Origin of the sequence: uncultured Tateyamaria sp. (assembly GCF_947503385.1) — a bacterium.
GTDB lineage: Bacteria > Pseudomonadota > Alphaproteobacteria > Rhodobacterales > Rhodobacteraceae > Tateyamaria.
Window position 1 is genome coordinate 409,624 of record NZ_CANNDO010000003.1, and the last position, 18,366, is coordinate 427,989.

An 18,366-nucleotide genomic window follows, 5' to 3' on the forward strand; every position below is an offset into this window, starting at 1 on the left:
TCATGGTGAATGGATCAGGGTTTGATGTCGAATCCGACCTTTTTGTTGGTGAAATCAAGCGTATAGGCCGCCTTCCAATCCAGATCGCCTGCAATCACGCCCGCATCGACCATTTTTTGATAGAAATCGCCGATCACCTCATCCGACATTGCGCCAATGCCCAGATCAAGCGTCTTGCCACTGTCGACGATGCCCTGATCGCGCATCATATTCTTGGCAAAGTTGATCTTGTCCTGGCTCATGTCCGCATTGGCTTCGAGGATCAGCGCGTCTGCGGCCACGCTGTCGCCGTAAAGGTAGTTGTACCAGCCGGTCAGCGACGCATCGACAAAGCATTCCACCTGTTCCGGTTTCTCGTCGATGGTCGACTGCATCACCTCGATTGTCGTGGCGTAAGACGAATACCCGTTGTCGGCGATCAAAAAGACGTTGGGTTTGAACCCTGCTTCCTTTTCCACCAGATACGGCTCGGACGACAGATACCCCTGCATTGCGGTATCGGTGTTCGCGATGAACGGCGCCGGGTTAAACGTATAGGGCTGCCGCTGTTCGGCGGTGAACCCATGTTCCGCGATCATCCACTGGTAATAGCTGGAATAGCCGTTGTCACCGATCAGCAGCGTCTTGTCCTTTAGCTCTTCCCAACTGGTCACATCAGGATGCGCCACGATAACTTGCGGGTGTTTCTGGAAGATCGCAGCCACGGCAACCACCGGGATATCCTCCGCCACGGCGTTGAACGCTTGCAGCATGTCGCCGCCCATGTGGAACTGAATACGGTCAGCCAGCAACAGCGCGCGGTTGTTCACCTGTGGACCACCCGAAACGATGGTCACATCCAGACCGCACGCGGCATAGGTGCCGTCGGCCACGGATTGATAAAAGCCACCATGTTCCGCTTGTGCCAGCCAATTGGTGCCGAATGTCACCGGTGTCAGATCTTGAGCCATGGCAGTGGCAGGCAGGGCTGCGATGGCAGCACCTAGGATGAATTTGTGCATGAAAGTCTTCTCCCCTGAAGGCGGTTCATATTCATTAACAAATCAGACGCCCCCTCCGTCTGTGAAGGAAAGCGGCGACCGCAGTGCGACCTGCAGAAGGGGCGCGCTCCGCCCCGATGCGCCCATGAATTGGGCGTGTCGGTATAAAAACAGGCAGCCCGAATGTTCCGATATCTTGGCACAGCATCTGCTGTTGCGTCCACAATGAGGGTAGATGCCATAAACCGTTAAAATGCAGGCATGTGGCATAATCTTGCCGCTTTGAGGTCGGTTTTCAGACGCGCTCAGGGTGCCCAGAACAGGGACACCCAATCACTGGCCCAATGACCACGCGCATCCGGTGCGCTCAGAAACACGGCATTGATCAGACACCGTTTTGCATTGGCCGTATCAGGTGCAACTTGGCCGTCTGTGTCTGTTTGCAAGCGGTGTTCCGTCACCACCCCGTCGCGGCCCTCGCAAAACAGGTCCGCGGGGTGATGCGGCGCGACCGCACCATGTGCCAACAGCGTGAACCGCCCGTCCGATTTGACCCATTCGTACTGGAGGCCCAAACGCCTGTCGCGGCCCTGTTTCTCGCCGAAATGCACCAGCGTCTTGGAAAACCGGCGATAGGTTTCGCCTATGCTGCCATCCGGTTCTGCCACAAGCGGCAGTTGCTGCGCCAGAACGTCCCCCGCCCCGATCCCCTGTGCGAAGGATATGAATTCTGCCTGTGTCGGATAGGTCAGGGATTGCCCGAATGACGCAACCGCCAGAATGTGCAGCCCCTGTGCCTGCGCGGACAGGGACAGGTCGCTTTTGGACAGTGGTTGGGTGTGCAGCGCCTGCACCGCCTCCGGTCCAACCCAATAGGCGTGTTGATATGCGCGCGGTTCAAACGGAAATACATCCCCCTGAAAACGTTCACCTACGCGCACCTGAACCGACAATGGGGCGTCAGCGGATGGTGTCATCCGATCCGGTTCGATCCAAAACTCGTGCGCTTGCGCCACGGGACCAGCCGCCATGCCGCACAACATCACGCACAAAAACCTAGACATCACTCAATGTCCCGACAGCGAGCACCGGACCAGTGGGCGCGCCTGTTGGTGAGCCGCCCAAAGGTTCAAGGCTGACGGCCAGTACAGAACCGTCTTGCAGGGATAGAGCACCGTTTTGTTGCAACTGAGCCGTTTGGGCAAAGGTCCCGAGCGACCGTGGCACCCCGTCAGACGGTATCACCCAAAGCTCAAACGTGGCATCACCAACGGCCACCCCAGCGGTAAGCGCGATGTCGATCTCGCCCTGATCCTCGCCGATCTGCACCGCAAAGCGGTAATCGCTGTCGCCGCTGGCAAGCTCGGCAGTCAAGCGCGGCCCTTCGGGCACAAGCAGCGGCAAAGACACGACCATCACAAGGATTGCCAAGGCCGCAGCGACAAGACCCGCAGGCAGCCAGCGCAGCCGCTTGCGATCTGCCGTGCCAAACAACCTGCGATCTATGGCAACCTTGATCCCGGGTGCAGGCTGCGCCGTTCCATAATCATCATTCAATCCGGCAAAATACGCCTCCCACGCCGCGACACGAGCGGCAAAGTCGCGATCTTGACGCATCCGCGCCTCGACAGACGCGCGTTCATCTGCCGCTATCAGACCAACGACATATTCCGCTGCAAGTGCCGCATCTTCTTCGTCATGTGTCATGCTGTCTTCGGTCATTTCGGGGCTTGCTCCAGACAGGTGCGCAGACGCATCAAACTGCGCCGCAGCCAGGTTCGGATCGTGTTCAGCGGCGTATCGAACCGATCCGCCAGTTCCTGATAGGACCACCCTTCGATATAGGCGGCGCGCACCGCTTCGGCCCGTTGCGCCTCCAACTCTTCGAGGCAGGCGTCGATTTTGGCGCGACTTTCGCTTTGTGCCAGTGCCGATTCCGGCGTGGGGCCATCGTCGGGCACGTCCTGCGCCATTTCAATCGGCGCCACCGGAGCGGTGCGCACGCGCATCCGGTCAATGGCCAGATTGCGGGTGATCGTGATCAGCCATGACATTGACCGGCCTTCACCGGGGCGAAAACTGCTGGCCCGCTGCCAGATACGCACATAGGCGTCCTGTAGCACATCCTCCGCCTCGGATCGGTTTTTCATCATGCGCAACGCAACAGCAAAGAGCCGCCCCGAGGTCAGCGCATAGAGCCGATCAAAGGCGCGCCTGTCGGCAAGCGCCACACGCACGATCAGACCGTCAAGTTCGTCCTGTGTTTCGGCTGCTCCGGCAGCCACGATACTAGGCATTGTTCAATACACCCCGCCAAGTTCCAACCGTACCGGTTTTTGCGCCCGCGTGACGGCATTCCGGTCTGATCCGCCCCCCATTTCACTGCGCGCCGTCGCCAGCGCATCGAGCCGTTTTTGATAGGTCCGCTTCAGGCTTTGATCCGACCGCAGCACCGTGGGCTTGAGAAAGACAAACAACGTGCGGCGTGTGCTGCTGCGGCTGCGCGATTTGAACAGGTTGCCAAGGATCGGAATGTCGCCCGCGCCGGGCACCTTTTGCAGGCTCTTGAGGTCGTCGCGCGTGATCAGCCCGCCAAGCACGATGGTCGAGCCACTTTGTGCCAGCACACTTGTGTCGATGGATCGGCGGTTGGTGATCAGGTCCGCTGCACCTTCTACGTTGGCGTTAACCAGCGATGACACCTCCTGACTGATGTCCAGTCGCACCGTGTCGCCATCATTGATGCGCGGCAGCACGTTCATCGTCAGCCCCACATCGCGCCGTTCGATTGTTGTGAAGGGCTGCACAGTGTTGCCGTCAGTGGCAAAGGTGCCAGTGCGAAAGGGCACGTTTTGGCCCACCACAATAGAGGCTGGTTGATTGTCCAACGCCATCAGCGAAGGGGTGGACAGCAGGTTTGCGTCCGTAGACTGGTTCAACGCCTGCAACAGGATACCAAAATCGCCCACACCAAGTGTTGCGCTGCCTCCGGCTGTGGCCAGAGCCGCGTTTGGGGTTCCAAGAGCGGCGAGCAACGTGCCCAGTGCCGCCCCGCCATTGCTGAACGACGTGGCCGCCAGCCCACCGGGTGGCGCCAGTTCGCCCAACCCCAATTGCGCGCTGATCCGTTGCGCGGCCTCGCCTGACACCTCGACAATCGCTGCCTCGATCAGCACTTGGGCGCGTTTCCGGTCCAATTGCTGCAACAGGGCGGCCACCTCGTTCAATTGCGCTTCGGTGCCGCGCGCGACAATTGCGTTCTGCGCCTCGTCCGCAGCGACGGTGACGTCCGGGACGTCAGACACCGGTGCCGCAGCATTCAGCCCGGATTGCTGCAACTCTTCGGCCACGGCATTGGTCGCCTCCGCTCCGGCACCGGACAAGGCGGTGACTAGAATGCCTGCCAACTGCTCCGCCTCGCCATAGCGCAGGGGAAAAACCCGCGTGCTCAGCGCCACTTGGGGGTTGGACACGGGCGGCACATCCATCGCGGTTGCGAGCATTTCGATCTCGTCCAACTCATCCGCTGTCCCGCGAATGACAAGCGTGTTTGAGCCGGGGTCAACAGACAGGCGCGCACCCGTCGGATTTGCCCCCAGAACATCGACAATCGCAGCACCCACAACGGCTGCCTGCGTGTTGCGGAACTGGAGAACACGCGAACTGCGCGCCTTGTCCTGATCAAGGTTGCGGGCGATGCTGGTGATGCGCGCGGCCCCTTCTGCGGTATCGGTGATCAACACTGCGTTGGGCACTTCCAATGCCTCGATGGAGGCCGATCCGGGCACCAGAGGTCGCAGCACCCGCACCGCTTCGCCTGCCGGCAGGTTGTCGAGCATGATCATCCGCGTGACGAAATCCTGACTGCCTGCATCTGAGCCGCCAAGGTCAACACGCGCCGCCGCGCGGGCGGCCTCCAGCGGGACGATTTCCCAGATCGCGCCACTGGGCACCGCGTGAAACCCGCGCGACCTCAGGATAGACTGGAACAATTCCCACGCCCCGTCGCGGTCCAGCGGCTTGGCCGATACCACGGTGATCTCACCGCGTAACTCTGGATGCAGGATCAGCGTGCGCCCTGTGATGTCTGCAATTTGTTCGGTCAGTATAGTGATGTCGGTCTGACGCAGGTTGATGGTGTACGCGGGGTCCGGCGATTGCGCCATCAGCACAGGCGCATGAACCACCAATAGCAACAGGAGTGTTAGGCGTCTGAACATCTGTCACCTCAGTGGGAAAGAAAAAGAAAGGATGCGGCCATCACGCTCAACCTCGATCCGGGCCTGACCGGCGGCGGCAATCTTGTCGTAAAAGCGTCGGTCCGCATCCGGATCACCGACGGGCTCGCCATTGACCGCACGCACCAGATCCCCGGACCGCAAGCCCGCCAATCGGACGCCCACATCATGTTTGTCGGCAATCACGTACCCGGCATCGGACGGTTTCAATCCGATCTCGTCCAGCACGGCCTGCGGATTTTTGCGGATGCGGTGGCGCCAATAGTCGATGTAATCGGACGTCGTTTCAGGCGGACCCGGTTTTTCGTATTTTGCCGCCACAACGAACCCACCCTGCAAACGCTCCGCAAGTGACGGCGTCGCATGAACTGCGGCAACTGCGCTTTGAGCCTCGGTCTCGGTGACGTCAAACCGCAGCGTGATTACGGTTTCCCCGTCCATCAGCTCAACCCGGTCAGGTGCGATACGTGTCACATCATAAAGGTCCGCGACCCGCATCCTTTCCCGGTAAAGCCCTTGCGCGCCCGCGACATCCAGCAAGGCCGTTGACGCACCCTCCCGTGCGGCAAAGATACCCCGCAACACGATCTCGGGACGGTTTGACGGAGCTTGTCGCGGCTGGTCTTGCGCGGCCGCGCGCCCAAACGGCGCCAGCTTCAAAAGGCCGGTCAGATCGACGGGGCTGACCTGTTCGGAGATCGGCAAGTCAACTGGCGGTGGCGCGTCGAACACAATGACACCTGCCATGTGACGCGCTGTCGGCAGCGCCGTCCAAACGACCGACGCCATGGCAACTGCCACACAGCCCAGACGGATCAAAGCCTCTGACCGGGTCATCGCACCACCTGCTCTCCGGTGTCGAGAAAGCCGGTCAAACGGGCCAGAATGACCTCTGGCTCCGATGCACGCGCAACGCGGATGTCCACGCGGGCAAGCGCTGGCTCTTTGGTGGCCGACTGATCAGCGCGCAGCGCCCAATCTACGGTCCCCATGCGCACAATCGTCGCCATGTCGCCCGTCGCGGCCAGTTCGACCCATCCGTTCTGCGCCACCAAATGGGCGACCGTGCGGTCGCTCACGGCGGTCACGGTACGTGTATGTGTTTCTGTTGCGGACAAGATGGCCGTTGCCGACACGGCCAGCACCGTCATCGCCACAAGCGTCTCGATAAGGCTAAAGCCGGCCTGACCACCTGCGCGCGCGTTCATGGCGTGTTTTCCAGATGCACACGGGCGCCATCAAACACAACTGTGCGCGTGCCGTATTGCACAACCAGCGGCAGGCTCTTTTCCGGGATCAGATCGGCGGACACTGCATAAACCTCATTCGTATCAAAGGAGATACGGGTCGTTCCGGTGGAAAGTTTCACCGTAGCCAATTGTTTGTCAGAATGTGGTGTCCACCGCATATCGGGTCCGCGCTGCACAAACGACAATGTACGCCCATTCTGTGCAACGCCAAAACCCTGCCCCGTTGTCAGCGCCAGATCGACCGCGCGGTCGATATGCGCGCCAAGCAACCGTGCCGCCGTTTCGGTCGAGGTGCCACGCCGGTCACCGGGAAATGCGATAAGCACAGTACCCGCCACAACACCAAACAGCGCCAGCACAACCAGCATCTCGACCAGCGTGACACCGGCGTCACTGCGTCGGTGGCGGGTCACAACCCCGCCTGCACACGCGTCTTGCGATAGGGAATGTCGGCGTTCACCCCGTCGCCGCCAGGCGCTGCATCCGCGCCAAGCGAAACAAGTTCGAACCGTCCCCCCTCGGCCCGGTAGATATAGGGCGTCCCCCATGGATCCAGTGGCAAAGTGCTCAGGTAGCCATCCACGGGCCATGTCCGGGGCAATGGCGGACTTTGCGGTCGCTCTGCCAATGCGATCAGCCCTTGGGTCGTCGTCGGATAGCTCCCGTTGTCCAGCCGGTAAAGCTGCAACGCGCCCGCGATCGACCGCATGTCGGTTGTCGCAACAGACACGCGCGCCTCGTCCGGGCGTCCAATCACGTTGGGTACAATCAGCGCCGCAACGACAGAAATCATCACCAGAACAACCATCATTTCAATCAACGTCACACCCGCCTGCCGGTCGCGGCGGGGGGATGGGTGCGCAGGATCCGAAGAATTCCAAAGCATGAAACTATTTCCTTTTGAGGCTCGTATTGCTGGGTACATAGGCACGAAAATTCGCGCCGTAAAGGTAAAAAATTATGCTAAATCAACAAGTTAGCATTCACGATATCGATCGCCCAGACGCGTGTTCCACGGCGCTTTCCCCCCTGCCGTCGCACGCGGACGTCTGGGCGGTCGATCCAGACCTGAACGCGCGTTTGACACGTGCCGCGGCGGCCTCCGGCCTTCCTTCCCCAGATGTCTATCCAGGGGCTGCCGTCCATCTTTCTGCCGTCGATTTGCCACTGACATCCGACCGCAAACGCCGCGCTGCGGCCCTTTTCGCGATGGAGCCGAACCTCGCCTCTGGACTTGAGGGCACCCATGTGGCGGTGGGTCCGGCTCTGCACGGAACGGTCCGACTATGTGCCGCAGTCAGCGCAGACAACGTGGACATGTGGGCGAAATCCGCCCGCCCCATCGTTCCGGACCTTTGCGCAGTGCCGCTGCCACACAAGCACGGGCACTGGTCGGTGTGGTGCGGGGCGCACGCCGTCTACGTCAGAACGGATGATGGCAGCGGATGTGTTCTGGCCAAAGACGGCTTTGCCGACGTGTGGCGCGGGTTTGACCGCCCCCCGCTCGAACTATGCCATGGTACGCTGCCGCCCGGAACACAGGCTGCGCTGACGCACGATGTTTTGCCCCCGGTTGACCCGTCGATATTCGAACTGGACTTGCGCCGCGACAGGGCTGGCCGTCGCAAGGCATGGCGTGGACGCTTTGGGTTTGCCCTTGCGCTGAGCGCGCTTGCCGGGGCGGCTCATGCCGCTGTTGTTTTTGTCGATGCGCGCGCGCTGGAGCGGTTGGCAACGGCGCGCACAGCAGAAATCATCTCGCAATCAGCCAACCGCGGTGCGACTCTGGACCTGAGCTTGCCCGCATCGATTCTGACCGCTGATCTGGTGCGGGGCGCGTCTGTGGCGGACGCGCCCGATCCCTTTCTGACGCTGCTGGCGCGCACTGGCACCGCCCTGACCGGGCGGGGTGTTGATTTCCGAAACCTCAGGTTTGACGGCGACGCGCGGACGATGACCATTCTGATCAGCGCGCCGGACCTGGGCGCATTGCAACGGGCCGAAGACGCCCTGCGCGCCGACGGCCTGACCGTCGTGAGCGGGGCAGCTTCGAGCGGAGCCGCAGGTGCCGAAATGCAAGTTGTCCTGTCGGAGGCGAGATGATGCAGAAACTGAAAGCGCGCGAACGACACCTGATTATCGCGGCGACCGTCGGGATCGGCTGTATCACGCTTTGGAGCGTGATTGTCGCGCCCGCCGTGTCCTCGCGAGAGGACAGTTTTGCGCAACTGCGCAAGATCGACGTGCTGTGGGCTGTGCTGGACCGGTTGCCCGAGGGTGTGCACCGCCAGACGCCAGACACGACTGCACCCCTGCGCCAACGCGTAACGGCGTCCGCCAGATCCGCCGACATCGATATCCGGCGTCTCGACCCGCAAGGCAGTTTGCTGTCCGTATCGTTGGACGCGGTGCCATTCACGGCTCTGATCGGCTGGCTGGACACGCTCACCAGCCGCTCAGGTGTGCGGGTGCGGTCGGCAGAGATCGGTCGCCGACCCGAGCCCGGCATCGTAACCGCCCGGATCGTGATGGAGGACGCGCCGTGACCCGCCTGCCCTACGCCTTTGCCCGCGCCCACGATATCGTTCTGCACGATGACCACTGCCAGTTCGTGCCAGCCACCCGGCTATCGGCGCTGGCCGAGGCACAGCGGGTCGCCGGACAGCCTTTGACGTTTCAGGCGGTGTCGGGCGCGTTCCTCGCGGACGCGATGGAAGACATTTACCGTGACAGCGCCCATGCAGCCGCTGGCGCGGCGGAGCAGGCGTCAGGACAATACGGCACAGACCTTGCGGCGCTGGCCGACACCGCTGCTGCCGTGGACGATCTGCTCGACCAACGCGAGGATGCGCCCGTTGTCCGCTTGATCAATGCCATCCTCTTGGAGGCGATCCGCGCCCGCGCATCGGATGTGCATATCGAGGTCGAGGAAGCCCGGCTGGTCGTCCGGTTCCGTGTCGACGGCGTCCTGCGCGAAGCGCTGGCCTCCAATCGCGCGCTGGCGCCGCAATTGGTCAGCCGGATCAAGGTTATGGGCCGTCTGGACATCGCGGAAAAGCGGTTGCCGCAGGATGGGCGTGTGTCCCTGCGCGTGGCCGAGTTCCATCTGGACGCCCGCATTTCTACAATTCCGACGCAGCATGGCGAGCGGGTCGTGATGCGTCTGCTGGACCGTGGCCAGACCAGAACAGGCGTGACCGGGTTGGGGATGTCGGACGACATGCAAAATGCCTTTGAACGTCTGCTGGACCGGCCCGATGGGCTGATCCTTGTGACGGGTCCAACCGGGTCAGGCAAGACAACCACGCTTTATGCCGGGCTGGATGCGCTCAACGACCAACAGCGCAACATCATGACCATCGAGGACCCGATTGAATACGCGTTGCCGGGGATCGCGCAGATGCAGGTCAACGCCGCGACCGATCTGACCTTTGCACGCGGTTTGCGCGCCCTTCTGCGGCAAGACCCGAATGTCATTATGGTGGGCGAAATCCGAGACGGCGAAACCGCGCGTGTCGCCGTCGAAAGTGCCATGACAGGGCACTTGGTAATGTCGACGCTGCACACCAATTCGGCCATTGGTGCAATCGCACGGCTGATTGATTTGGGCGTAGAGCGGTTTCTGCTGGCGCCGATGCTGCGCGGATTGATCGCACAGCGGCTTGTGCGGCGCATCTGTCCGGCCTGTGCCGCCCTGCACCCCGTCACGCAAGCCGAAGAGGCATTGTTGTCGGGCCAGATGCACGCGGGCGCAACAGCTCTTGCCGGGCTGGGCTGCGTTGAATGCAGTCACACCGGCTTTCATGGTCGGGTGGCGCTTTATGATCTGATCGAGATCACGCCGGAGCTTGAGCGCGCGATCACCGACGGCGCGTCCGAGGCGGACCTGTCCCGCATCCTGAACCGCCCGGCGCCGGGCCTGATCGCCGATGGGGTCCAAAAGATACACGATGGTCTCACCACCCCCCAAGAAGTGGCGCGCGTTGTCTTTGACACAGGCCAGGACGAGGCCGCATGACCCGGTTTCGCTACAGCGCGGTCGATGCGGGCGGCAAGGCCCATGCGGGCCGGATCGACGCCACAGGCATAGAGGCGGCCCGCGCCCTGTTGCGTGACCAAGGGTTGCTACCGGTATTTGTTGCGCCCGTGGTGCCGTGGTCTCTGGGTCGCTTCGCGCCCGTATTGCGCCATAGATCACGCGTGATGTCGCCAGCCGACCTTGCCGTGTTCACCCGCCAGATGGCGACCCTGCTGAGCAGCGGTGTGCAGATCGAAGCAGCACTGTCCACGCTTGCCGATCAATCCAGCCCAAGGCTGGCTGCAACATGCCGCCAAATGCGTCAGTCGATCCTCGATGGCAGCAGTATGAGCGCTGCAATGCGCGCCTTGGGCGGCGGATTCGACCGGTTTTACCTTACATCCGTGCAGGCCGGAGAACGCGCAGGCCGACAGGGCGCCGTGCTGACCCACCTCGCAGACCACGCCGAAGGCCGTCTGCGCAACCGTCAGACCGTTGTGCTGGCACTGATCTATCCGGCCATCCTGATCCTTGTTTCAATTGCTGTCGTCATCGGGCTTTTGGTCTTTCTCCTACCCGATATCGTCCGGGTTTTTGCCGCGCGCGGCGCCGATCTGCCACCACTCACGAAACTCATGATCGGGCTGAGCGACTTTTTGATCGGCAATGCGACCCTGCTGATATTGGCGGTTGCGGCTCTGGCTTTGGGGGTCGGAGCCGCGACGCGGCAGCCCGCTGTGCAACGGACATGGCATGACGTGCTGTGGCGCAGCGGGCTTGCCCGACAAATGACGATTGTGCAGTTTTCGGGAACGCTGGCCACGCTGACGCAAAGCGGCGTGCCATTGGCCGACGCTTTGACATCTGCCACGGCAACCGTGGGAAACCTGATCGCCCGCGACATGTTGGTCGACGTGGCGCGCGATGTGCGCGACGGGCTGCCCCTGTCCCGTGCGCTTGCGCGCAAGGACGGTTTCCCGCCGATGATGATCACTATGATCGCCAGCGGTGAGGCCGGTGGCGCGTTGCCCGACATGCTGGGCCGGTTTGCAAACGACCAGTCTCAGACCTTGCAAGCGCGGGTCAAAACACTTGTGGGGCTGGTTGAGCCGCTCGTGCTGCTGGGGATGGGGGGGATCGTCATGCTTCTGGTCCTCGCGATCCTGTTGCCGATCGTGAACCTAAACGCGCTGGTCGGATGACCGTTCCGCACTGAAAAGCCCGAGGACCGCACTCATGTCACATGTCATTGATCCGAACCGCCGCAGGTGCCTGGCCATGCTCGGCGCCCTTCCGATTGCTGCAGGATGTACCGCGCAATCCGGACCTCTCAGCCGTCAGCGCAAATTGGACGATGCGGCGCGGGTGGTGCTTTTGCTTCCCCTCAGCGGGAACCGGGCCGCATTGGGCCAGCAGATGGCCAAGGCGGTATGGCTGGTCGAGGACCTTGCCGGATTGGCGGGCCAGACCCAGATTGTCGATGCGGGAGATACCGCAGATATGGCAGCCCGCGCCACCCGCAATGCCGTGGCCCAAGGGGCAAATATCATCGTGGGCCCCCTGTTTCGCGACCAGACACCAGCTGTCGTGCAGGCGGCTGGCACGGCGCCGGTTCTGTCACTGTCCAACGACGCCACGCTTGCCGCATCCGGCGCATGGGTGTTTGGCGTCACACCAGCGCAATCCGTGGACACGGTGTTGCGCTTTGCCAAGGACAGCGGCGCGCGGCGCATGGCCGTGTTGCAGACAAACGGCGCGCTGGGTCAGCGCGCCGTGGATGCCGTCACCGCCGGGGCGCGCAATGCCCGTGTGACAGCTCTGCCGGTCGTTCCTGCTGCGACACGGCCCGGTCAACTGGCCGAGGCACTGCAACGCACAGGCGGAGGCACGCTGCCGGACATCCTGTATGTGCCCGGCACCAGCGCGACCGCGCTGAAACAGGCCGAAGCGGCGGTGCAGACGGGCGTGACCACCATCGGCTCGCTGCAATGGTCCGGGCTTGATCAACCGCAATTGAACCGGTTGGACAAGGCCTGTTTCACGGGCCCGGACCCAGTGCGGTTCAATCGTCTTTCGGCCTTTTTCCGTGCCCAACTGGAGGAAGAGATGGGCGTGATTGCCGCGCTTGCCGTCGATGCCGTCGGGTTGGCCCATGCGGCAGGCGGCACCTCGCACCTGAGCCACCGCACACCCTACGAGGGCTTGCTGGGCGACACGCGGTTCGAACGGGACCGCAGATGCGTGCGCAGACTGGCCATTCTGCGCATCGACGGTGGCGATGTGCTGCCAGTGGCATGACACCGCTGCGACCCGCGCAAGCCGGTGTCACACTGATCGAGATGCTTGTGGCGCTGACGATCTCTTCGCTGATCGGACTGGCAGGGTTTATCCTGTTGGACAGCGTCACGCGCAGCGAGGCGGGTCTTGCCGGACGCCTTCAGCGCATTGATCTACAGAGCCGCGCCTTTGCGCTGATGGCACGGGACGTCGAGGGCGCGCATTCTGCCATGCTGACCGATACGCTGGTCTTGACCTCCGGCAAGCGGGTGGTGACGTGGCGCACACACGAGACCGGATTGATCCGCAGTATTGCCGCGCCGGATCGCGTGGTTCTTGATCAACGCATCCTTGACGAACCGGCCACTTTCTCGATGCAACAGGCAGGCCTTGTCGTCCTTACCCTCACGGACGCGGATATCTGGTGGCATCTGCCCCTGCCCCGTGGACCCGCCCGATGAAACGGGATCGGGAAGCGGGGGTGAGCCTGCTCAACGTGCTCGCGATCCTCGCCATTGGTACAGGCCTCGTGCATGTAATGCTGCGCGATCAGGACGTGGCGCTGGACAGGCTGGACCGCTCCGCTTCATTGGCGCAGGCGCGCGCGCTGGCGCAAAGCGGCGCGACTTCCGTCGCTGTGGCGCTGCGTCGCGACTTTGCCCGCGCGCCCGACACCGACCATCTGGGCGAAGACTGGGCCCTGTCGGTGCAGGACCGCATCGCACTGGACTTTGGCGCATTCGAAGTGTCCGTAAGTGACGTGCGCGGACGGTTCGACCTCAATGCGCTGCACCCCGGTGCCATCGCCGAACAGCGCGTGTTTGTGGCACTCCTGTCTGCGCTGGACTTGCCCGAGGTGCTGGCCAGCCAAATTACCCAAAGCGTCACGCAACATGGACCGCTCCGGCATCCTGACACATTGTTGCAATTCGGCCTTGCGCGCAGCGACCTGGACCGCCTCGCCCCGCATGTCACGGCAACGGATGTCAGAGCTCCGCTGAACCTCAACACTGTGACCGAACCCCTGATGGCGGCCATGTTCGCAAATCCGAACGCTGCACGCGGCCTTGTTGCCCGCCGGGTCGCACGGGGGTTTCTGGATCAGAGCGATTTGGCCGCACTTGGCGTAGCGTTGCCTGCGCGCGCGGGTTTCACATCCGATGCCTTTGACGTCAAATCGGTTGCCAGCGTTGGTCCAGCACGCGCCGTTCTGCATCGCAGGCTTTATCGCGATACCGAAACCGGTGCGGTCCGAAGCATCGCACAGCCATGAAAAAACGCCGCCCGGTTTCCCCGGCGGCGTTCTGTTTCTGCCGATGTCCCGAACGCTCAGAGTTCGAACGGATCCTGTGTCAGTTGCAGGACCAGATCGGCGTTCGCCACATCGATGGCCGCGTCGTTTGGCCCTTGGGCAAAGGCCTGCTGGAACGTTGACCCGAGGGTCGCGATGCCACTGACGGACGAACCGCCGCCGCCACAGGCGGCCACAAAGGCCAATCCGGCGCCCACAAGGACGAGGCGCAAGTGCTTGGGTGTCATGTCGTACTCCTTTCCTGCGTGCCCATCAGTTCACCGACGTCACGGTGCCGTTTGGCGACCCGGGGATCGGCGAATTGAGGTAGGGGAACGCGTTTTGCAGGTCCGAGGCCGAAAGCGGCGCGCCATCGGTCAGGGCAACATTGCCAATTGGGGCCTGATCCGGCGTGCAGAACCCGAGATTGACCAGATCGCTGGCGGTGTTTTCCTCGGCGCCGTCGACACCCAATTCCGCACCCAGCGGAACAGGATGACACAACGCCCCAAGGGCCACGCGCAGGATGATGTCGATCACATCATCGCCCGGACGACGCCCGTTTGGAAAGCCTGCGAGGTCCTCGGCAACGACACCAAACGTGTTCTGCGCGTCCCGTGGTGTGGCAGGCACGGCCGTGTTCAGGCGCATCATTTCCGACGCCGTCACATTGGCTGGTTGGTTCAATCCGGGCAAACCGGTCAGGAAAGCAGCCACGAGGTCTGTCCGGGGCAGGTTCGTCGGTGCGATGTTGTTCTCAAGCCCCAAATCGGGACCAAAGAGCAGCTCGACCAGACGCGGAAAGGTCGGGTTGGTGACGTAAGTGGCGAAACCAGCGTCATCAATGGGTTCCGAGCCGTTGAAGCGGTCCTTGTCTGTGATCCCGATCACCACTTCGTTGACGAGCGGCGTGGATAGGCGCGATTGCTGCACCAGCGCACCGCCGACACGGCTTGTGTCCTCATAACTCGGCGACGGATTCTCCAGCTCGCCCTGTGCAAGGCTCGATGACGTCCATGCCCCGATGACAGGATCATCGCCCGTGGTGATGCACGAAATCGGCAGCTCAAGCGCCAGAGTGGACACGTTGACCTTGCCAAACACATCATCGTTCACCCGGCTTTGCGTAATGCCGCCGTCAAAACCCGCGCCGTCTCCGGCTCCGGGCGCGCTGTCGCCTTCGATGGGGACAAAGTTGATCAAATCGAACACCTCGCCAAGGTTCAGCGCAAAGGCGTCGGCACGTTGCCCCACAAACACGCGACCCGGCATATCACAGCCCGCCATGTCGAAATCGTAGATGAACTGATTGGCGTAGCCATCATAGTCAGGGAGCGTTTTCAGCCCCACGTGGTCCAGCGGTTTGGTAAAGGTGGTCTGACCCGACCCGGCGCGTGTGATCGCACTGCGCGTCCCGCTGCGGCGGTCGCCTTCGATCAGGGTCAGTTCGTAGCTTTCGCTTTCGTTCAAAAGCGACTGGTCACCTGGCAGGATGGGACCTGCATATTTCAGCGGAATGGCGACGTTTACACCGCCAATATCCAAACCGATGCCTGCGCCATTATTGGCCAACTGGTTCTCAAAATCGAACTGAAAGGTCAGATCTTCGATGGCATCGCCGTCATTGTCGATATGGATTTCATAGATGCCATCCGCATCCATCGTGTAATAGCTTGGCCCGCCGTAGTTCACCTGCAAAGGTTGATAGTTGGCCAGCAACGTCACATAGCCTTCGCGACCGGGCTCGTAGCTGCGGAACATATAAAAATCGGTTCCGTCCACTTTGGGATGTTCAGTAATGGCGGGCGCTTCGCGGTGCGATGACGCCGCAATGGGCCCCGTTGTGGCCGCTAGAACGGCCACCAGCGCCGTGCTTAGGGCCAATGCCTTTTTGGTCTTCATGTCATGTCCTCTCAGATCGAATTTGCGCACGACTTTCCCGGTCGCAAAAACGTGCGTTCTTGCGGGCGAAGCCGTCCGACAGCGGAACTCAGCCCTGGCGCGGATGCGCGGTGGTGGGACTTCAGGTGCTGCACCCAACAAGACGAAGGCGGGCGCGAAAAAGTTTCAGCGGCTGAAACATCTCTGCCTGCCCGACCGTACTGTTCTGTATCGACGTTATGGGGCCGGTATGTTGGCAGTTCTGGAACAGATGATCCGATTTGACGTGCTGGCATCTGCCTTGCTGGCAGGGCTGTTGGGATGGATTTGCGTGGTAGATATCCGGCGGTTCCAGATCCCGGATGCGGCAAGCCTTGGGCTGCTCGCGTCGGGGCTGGCCCTCAGCTTGGTCTCTCCGGTGGTCACGCCTGCACCGGCACTGGTTGGGGCGGGCGTGGGTTATGTCACCTTTGCCGCGCTGGGTGCCGTGTTCTTTCGCCATACGGGGCGGGATGGCCTTGGCCTTGGCGACGCCAAGCTGTTGGCCGCCGCTGGCGCGTGGCTCGGCCTTAGGGATTTGCCTTTGCTGGTGGCCATCGCCGCAATCAGCGCGCTGGTCTTTGCGCTGCTCACACGCCAGCGCAGGCTTGCCTTTGGCCCGTGGCTGTCCGGCGCGTTCTGGGCGATCTGGGTGGTGCGGATCAGCGCCTAGGCGCTGACCAACACCAGACAGCCCGCAGGCATCGTGATCTCGGGATGCACGGAACCGGGCATGGCCACCTGCGCGTCCCCGGCCGAGTAGAGTTTGCCATCGATCCACAACTCACCCTCAAGGATGAACAGATGTTCGGCGCGCGCGTGGATATGCGGTTTGATCGACGCACCGGGCAAACAGCGCAGCAGATACATCGAACGGCCTGTCTGCTCTTCGTGTGCCAGCACCTTTTTCCAGACCTTTTCAGTGCGCTGTTCCCACACACCATCCTCGGCCCGCACGCTTTGAAACGGGGCCGCGTCCTGCGCGTCAAGTTCAGCCTCGATCGCGTCAAACAATCCATCGGGTGGTGCCGCTTCGGGCAGGCGGGCCAGCAGGGGCGACAGATGCTCTGCGAATACCGTCGCCTCATCCGCCAGATCGGGACGGGTGCCCGGCAGGGTCGGCTCCAGCCCGCCCAGCATCGCGTTCAACACCTCGGCGGAATGTCTCGCGTCGGTCTTCTTCATATCATCGCTTCCTTCAATGCCGCGATGCCGCGGCGTACCCAACTTTTGGCGGTTCCGACCGGCACATCCATAACGCCTGCCAGTTCAATATAGGTGTAGCCCTGAAAATAGCACAGCAGCAGCGCCTGCCTGTATTCCGGGCGCAAATCCTCCAGCAACCGACGGATCACAATCGTATCGAGCGCAGATCCCGCAGGATCAGGATTGCCACTGATATCCGGCACTTCGTCCGAAAACTGGACAAATCCACGCGCCCGTTCCGACCGCAACCGATCAATGGCGCAATTGCGGGCGATAGACCCGATCCACGACAGGGGATTGCCGCAATCGGCCTGAAAATGCCCCGCCCTTCTCCAGATGCGCACATAGGTTTCCTGTGCGACCTCGCTGGCAACCTCACGGTCGCGCAGGATGCCCAGCACGACGCCGAACACATATCGCGAACTGACTTCGTAGAACCGTCTGAACGCCGCCCGGTCCCCGGCTGCGCACTGCACCAGCAAATCGGCAATCAAACGGGACTGTTCCGCCGCCCCCATCTTTGCCCTCGCGCCCCCATGTTGCTGAGACCTGGGCACCAGTTTGGTAACACCCACTTTCGGTCCTTTCCGTATGCTGTTTCATAGCACTACGGCGCCCACCGATCAAAAGATGCACTCCATTCGGATTTTTTCGTTTTCGTCCATAAGCGGGATTTCGGTGCGCACCGGTTCGGCCTGCGCGCCGATGGATTGGGCGTGCATTGTGATCAGGAAATGCGTGTGGCCACTGCATTTGGTGCGCACGAACGCCCGTAAACCTGCACCGTGCAACGTCACCGATCCCAACCCCATCCACGCAGCATCCGTGTTGGGGCGCGCAACGATCTGCTGGCGCGATTGCATCAACAAGAAAACCAAAGCCCCGGCGCATAACCCGGCCCCGAAAGCAGTCACAACCACGCGCATTCGAACACCAGGGCGTGGGCGGTCCGCGCCGTCAAGCCGCGCTTCGATCTGGGCAAAGAGGTCGGCGCTTGGCTCTGCCTCTGTCAACAGATGCACAAGCGGGGCTGCGGCCTCGACCTCGGAAACCGGGCGTTTGGCGCGCCACAGTCTGGCACGCGCGCGTCGGAGCAGCGTTTTCATCAGCGTATCAAGTTGTTCTTTGTACAGAGTTCCGGGTGTAACCGGCAATACGGACGCCGACCCTTGTCAGTTGCAGCTTC

Annotated in this window: 22 protein-coding genes; 8 read left to right on the forward strand and 14 right to left on the reverse strand. The window is 61.9% G+C overall.

Going from position 1 to position 18,366, the window contains the following annotated elements; translation table 11 throughout:
* Positions 1-14: 14 nt before the first annotated feature.
* The 9 genes from Q1A85_RS13080 to gspG all read right to left on the reverse strand — a co-directional run bounded on the left by Q1A85_RS13080 (position 15) and on the right by gspG (position 7,354).
* A complete protein-coding gene (locus Q1A85_RS13080; RefSeq protein WP_299689774.1) occupies positions 15-1,001 on the reverse strand; it encodes an ABC transporter substrate-binding protein in 987 nt (328 codons plus the stop codon).
* Between the two features lie 284 nt (positions 1,002-1,285).
* On the reverse strand, positions 1,286-2,044 hold the full coding sequence (locus Q1A85_RS13085; RefSeq protein ID WP_299689777.1) for a DUF4198 domain-containing protein: 759 nt from the start codon (positions 2,042-2,044) through the stop codon (positions 1,286-1,288).
* Positions 2,037-2,702: an anti-sigma factor gene (locus tag Q1A85_RS13090; protein ID WP_299689780.1), complete on the reverse strand. Its 666-nt coding sequence runs from the start codon at positions 2,700-2,702 to the stop codon at positions 2,037-2,039. Before Q1A85_RS13090 ends, Q1A85_RS13085 begins: the two co-directional genes overlap by 8 nt.
* Positions 2,699-3,277, reverse strand: coding sequence for a sigma-70 family RNA polymerase sigma factor (locus tag Q1A85_RS13095; protein WP_299689783.1), 579 nt, complete (start codon positions 3,275-3,277; stop codon positions 2,699-2,701). Before Q1A85_RS13095 ends, Q1A85_RS13090 begins: the two co-directional genes overlap by 4 nt.
* Before the next feature lie 3 nt (positions 3,278-3,280).
* Positions 3,281-5,200 (reverse strand): type II secretion system secretin GspD, encoded by a 1,920-nt coding sequence (gspD, locus tag Q1A85_RS13100; RefSeq protein WP_299689786.1) that lies wholly within the window; start codon positions 5,198-5,200, stop codon positions 3,281-3,283.
* A 3-nt stretch (positions 5,201-5,203) separates the two neighbouring features.
* Positions 5,204-6,055 carry a type II secretion system protein N gene (locus Q1A85_RS13105; protein WP_299689789.1) on the reverse strand — a complete coding sequence of 284 codons (852 nt, stop codon included), beginning with the start codon at positions 6,053-6,055 and terminating at the stop codon, positions 5,204-5,206.
* On the reverse strand, positions 6,052-6,426 hold the full coding sequence (gspI, locus tag Q1A85_RS13110; RefSeq protein ID WP_299689792.1) for a type II secretion system minor pseudopilin GspI: 375 nt from the start codon (positions 6,424-6,426) through the stop codon (positions 6,052-6,054). Before gspI ends, Q1A85_RS13105 begins: the two co-directional genes overlap by 4 nt.
* The gene (locus Q1A85_RS13115; RefSeq protein WP_299689795.1) at positions 6,423-6,881 is read right to left on the reverse strand and encodes a prepilin-type N-terminal cleavage/methylation domain-containing protein; all 459 of its coding nucleotides are present in this window, start codon (positions 6,879-6,881) and stop codon (positions 6,423-6,425) included. Before Q1A85_RS13115 ends, gspI begins: the two co-directional genes overlap by 4 nt.
* Positions 6,878-7,354: a type II secretion system major pseudopilin GspG gene (gene gspG, locus Q1A85_RS13120; protein WP_299689798.1), complete on the reverse strand. Its 477-nt coding sequence runs from the start codon at positions 7,352-7,354 to the stop codon at positions 6,878-6,880. Before gspG ends, Q1A85_RS13115 begins: the two co-directional genes overlap by 4 nt.
* Positions 7,355-7,428: 74 nt before the next feature.
* Here gspG and gspL point away from each other — a divergent pair, with 74 nt between their 5' ends.
* The 7 genes from gspL (at position 7,429) to Q1A85_RS13155 (ending at position 14,036) form a co-directional block, all read left to right on the forward strand.
* Complete coding sequence (gspL, locus tag Q1A85_RS13125) at positions 7,429-8,571, forward strand: type II secretion system protein GspL (RefSeq protein WP_299689801.1); 1,143 nt, start codon at positions 7,429-7,431, stop codon at positions 8,569-8,571.
* Positions 8,571-9,014 (forward strand): type II secretion system protein M, encoded by a 444-nt coding sequence (locus Q1A85_RS13130; protein ID WP_299689804.1) that lies wholly within the window; start codon positions 8,571-8,573, stop codon positions 9,012-9,014. Before gspL ends, Q1A85_RS13130 begins: the two co-directional genes overlap by 1 nt.
* A complete protein-coding gene (locus Q1A85_RS13135) occupies positions 9,011-10,486 on the forward strand; it encodes an ATPase, T2SS/T4P/T4SS family (protein ID WP_299689807.1) in 1,476 nt (491 codons plus the stop codon). Before Q1A85_RS13130 ends, Q1A85_RS13135 begins: the two co-directional genes overlap by 4 nt.
* Positions 10,483-11,688: a type II secretion system F family protein gene (locus Q1A85_RS13140; protein WP_299689810.1), complete on the forward strand. Its 1,206-nt coding sequence runs from the start codon at positions 10,483-10,485 to the stop codon at positions 11,686-11,688. The genes Q1A85_RS13135 and Q1A85_RS13140 overlap by 4 nt, the downstream gene beginning before the upstream one ends.
* A 76-nt stretch (positions 11,689-11,764) precedes the next feature.
* Positions 11,765-12,784 carry a penicillin-binding protein activator gene (locus Q1A85_RS13145; RefSeq protein WP_299689813.1) on the forward strand — a complete coding sequence of 340 codons (1,020 nt, stop codon included), beginning with the start codon at positions 11,765-11,767 and terminating at the stop codon, positions 12,782-12,784.
* Complete coding sequence (locus Q1A85_RS13150; RefSeq protein ID WP_299689816.1) at positions 12,781-13,224, forward strand: prepilin-type N-terminal cleavage/methylation domain-containing protein; 444 nt, start codon at positions 12,781-12,783, stop codon at positions 13,222-13,224. The genes Q1A85_RS13145 and Q1A85_RS13150 overlap by 4 nt, the downstream gene beginning before the upstream one ends.
* Positions 13,221-14,036 carry a type II secretion system protein GspK gene (locus Q1A85_RS13155; RefSeq protein ID WP_299689819.1) on the forward strand — a complete coding sequence of 272 codons (816 nt, stop codon included), beginning with the start codon at positions 13,221-13,223 and terminating at the stop codon, positions 14,034-14,036. Before Q1A85_RS13150 ends, Q1A85_RS13155 begins: the two co-directional genes overlap by 4 nt.
* A gap of 56 nt (positions 14,037-14,092) precedes the next feature.
* On the opposite strand, the gene Q1A85_RS13160 is transcribed toward Q1A85_RS13155, so the two are convergent.
* Together Q1A85_RS13160 and Q1A85_RS13165 are read right to left on the reverse strand one after the other, a co-directional pair.
* Positions 14,093-14,302, reverse strand: a complete 210-nt coding sequence (locus Q1A85_RS13160; RefSeq protein WP_299689823.1) for a hypothetical protein — start codon at positions 14,300-14,302, stop codon at positions 14,093-14,095.
* A 25-nt stretch (positions 14,303-14,327) separates the two neighbouring features.
* Positions 14,328-15,956 carry a DUF4331 domain-containing protein gene (locus Q1A85_RS13165; protein ID WP_299689826.1) on the reverse strand — a complete coding sequence of 543 codons (1,629 nt, stop codon included), beginning with the start codon at positions 15,954-15,956 and terminating at the stop codon, positions 14,328-14,330.
* A gap of 229 nt (positions 15,957-16,185) precedes the next feature.
* On the opposite strand from Q1A85_RS13165, the gene Q1A85_RS13170 reads away from it, so the two are divergent.
* A complete protein-coding gene (locus tag Q1A85_RS13170) occupies positions 16,186-16,647 on the forward strand; it encodes an A24 family peptidase (RefSeq protein ID WP_299689829.1) in 462 nt (153 codons plus the stop codon).
* Here the strand turns inward: Q1A85_RS13170 and Q1A85_RS13175 are convergent.
* The 3 genes from Q1A85_RS13175 to Q1A85_RS13185 form a co-directional block, all read right to left on the reverse strand.
* Positions 16,644-17,159 (reverse strand): cupin domain-containing protein, encoded by a 516-nt coding sequence (locus Q1A85_RS13175; RefSeq protein WP_299689832.1) that lies wholly within the window; start codon positions 17,157-17,159, stop codon positions 16,644-16,646. The genes Q1A85_RS13170 and Q1A85_RS13175 overlap by 4 nt on opposite strands.
* Positions 17,156-17,698: an RNA polymerase sigma factor gene (locus Q1A85_RS13180; protein WP_299689835.1), complete on the reverse strand. Its 543-nt coding sequence runs from the start codon at positions 17,696-17,698 to the stop codon at positions 17,156-17,158. Before Q1A85_RS13180 ends, Q1A85_RS13175 begins: the two co-directional genes overlap by 4 nt.
* Before the next feature lie 105 nt (positions 17,699-17,803).
* Positions 17,804-18,286: a hypothetical protein gene (locus tag Q1A85_RS13185; RefSeq protein WP_299689838.1), complete on the reverse strand. Its 483-nt coding sequence runs from the start codon at positions 18,284-18,286 to the stop codon at positions 17,804-17,806.
* Positions 18,287-18,366 lie beyond the last annotated feature (80 nt).

Excerpts from the sequence above, each read along its gene's own strand:
- Q1A85_RS13170 (WP_299689829.1), top strand. The coding sequence starts at position 16,186 with ATGTTGGCAGTTCTGGAACAGATGATCCGATTTGACGTGCTGGCATCT.
- Q1A85_RS13175 (WP_299689832.1), bottom strand. The coding sequence starts at position 17,159 with ATGAAGAAGACCGACGCGAGACATTCCGCCGAGGTGTTGAACGCGATG.
- gspI (WP_299689792.1), bottom strand. The coding sequence starts at position 6,426 with ATGAACGCGCGCGCAGGTGGTCAGGCCGGCTTTAGCCTTATCGAGACG.
- Q1A85_RS13155 (WP_299689819.1), top strand. The coding sequence starts at position 13,221 with ATGAAACGGGATCGGGAAGCGGGGGTGAGCCTGCTCAACGTGCTCGCG.
- Q1A85_RS13080 (WP_299689774.1), bottom strand. The coding sequence starts at position 1,001 with ATGCACAAATTCATCCTAGGTGCTGCCATCGCAGCCCTGCCTGCCACT.
- Q1A85_RS13150 (WP_299689816.1), top strand. The coding sequence starts at position 12,781 with ATGACACCGCTGCGACCCGCGCAAGCCGGTGTCACACTGATCGAGATG.
- Q1A85_RS13090 (WP_299689780.1), bottom strand. The coding sequence starts at position 2,702 with ATGACCGAAGACAGCATGACACATGACGAAGAAGATGCGGCACTTGCA.
- Q1A85_RS13095 (WP_299689783.1), bottom strand. The coding sequence starts at position 3,277 with ATGCCTAGTATCGTGGCTGCCGGAGCAGCCGAAACACAGGACGAACTT.
- Q1A85_RS13130 (WP_299689804.1), top strand. The coding sequence starts at position 8,571 with ATGCAGAAACTGAAAGCGCGCGAACGACACCTGATTATCGCGGCGACC.
- Q1A85_RS13145 (WP_299689813.1), top strand. The coding sequence starts at position 11,765 with ATGCTCGGCGCCCTTCCGATTGCTGCAGGATGTACCGCGCAATCCGGA.
- gspG (WP_299689798.1), bottom strand. The coding sequence starts at position 7,354 with ATGCTTTGGAATTCTTCGGATCCTGCGCACCCATCCCCCCGCCGCGAC.
- gspD (WP_299689786.1), bottom strand. The coding sequence starts at position 5,200 with ATGTTCAGACGCCTAACACTCCTGTTGCTATTGGTGGTTCATGCGCCT.
- gspL (WP_299689801.1), top strand. The coding sequence starts at position 7,429 with ATGCTAAATCAACAAGTTAGCATTCACGATATCGATCGCCCAGACGCG.
- Q1A85_RS13180 (WP_299689835.1), bottom strand. The coding sequence starts at position 17,698 with ATGGGGGCGGCGGAACAGTCCCGTTTGATTGCCGATTTGCTGGTGCAG.
- Q1A85_RS13165 (WP_299689826.1), bottom strand. The coding sequence starts at position 15,956 with ATGAAGACCAAAAAGGCATTGGCCCTAAGCACGGCGCTGGTGGCCGTT.
- Q1A85_RS13160 (WP_299689823.1), bottom strand. The coding sequence starts at position 14,302 with ATGACACCCAAGCACTTGCGCCTCGTCCTTGTGGGCGCCGGATTGGCC.
- Q1A85_RS13105 (WP_299689789.1), bottom strand. The coding sequence starts at position 6,055 with ATGACCCGGTCAGAGGCTTTGATCCGTCTGGGCTGTGTGGCAGTTGCC.
- Q1A85_RS13085 (WP_299689777.1), bottom strand. The coding sequence starts at position 2,044 with ATGTCTAGGTTTTTGTGCGTGATGTTGTGCGGCATGGCGGCTGGTCCC.
- Q1A85_RS13140 (WP_299689810.1), top strand. The coding sequence starts at position 10,483 with ATGACCCGGTTTCGCTACAGCGCGGTCGATGCGGGCGGCAAGGCCCAT.
- Q1A85_RS13185 (WP_299689838.1), bottom strand. The coding sequence starts at position 18,286 with ATGAAAACGCTGCTCCGACGCGCGCGTGCCAGACTGTGGCGCGCCAAA.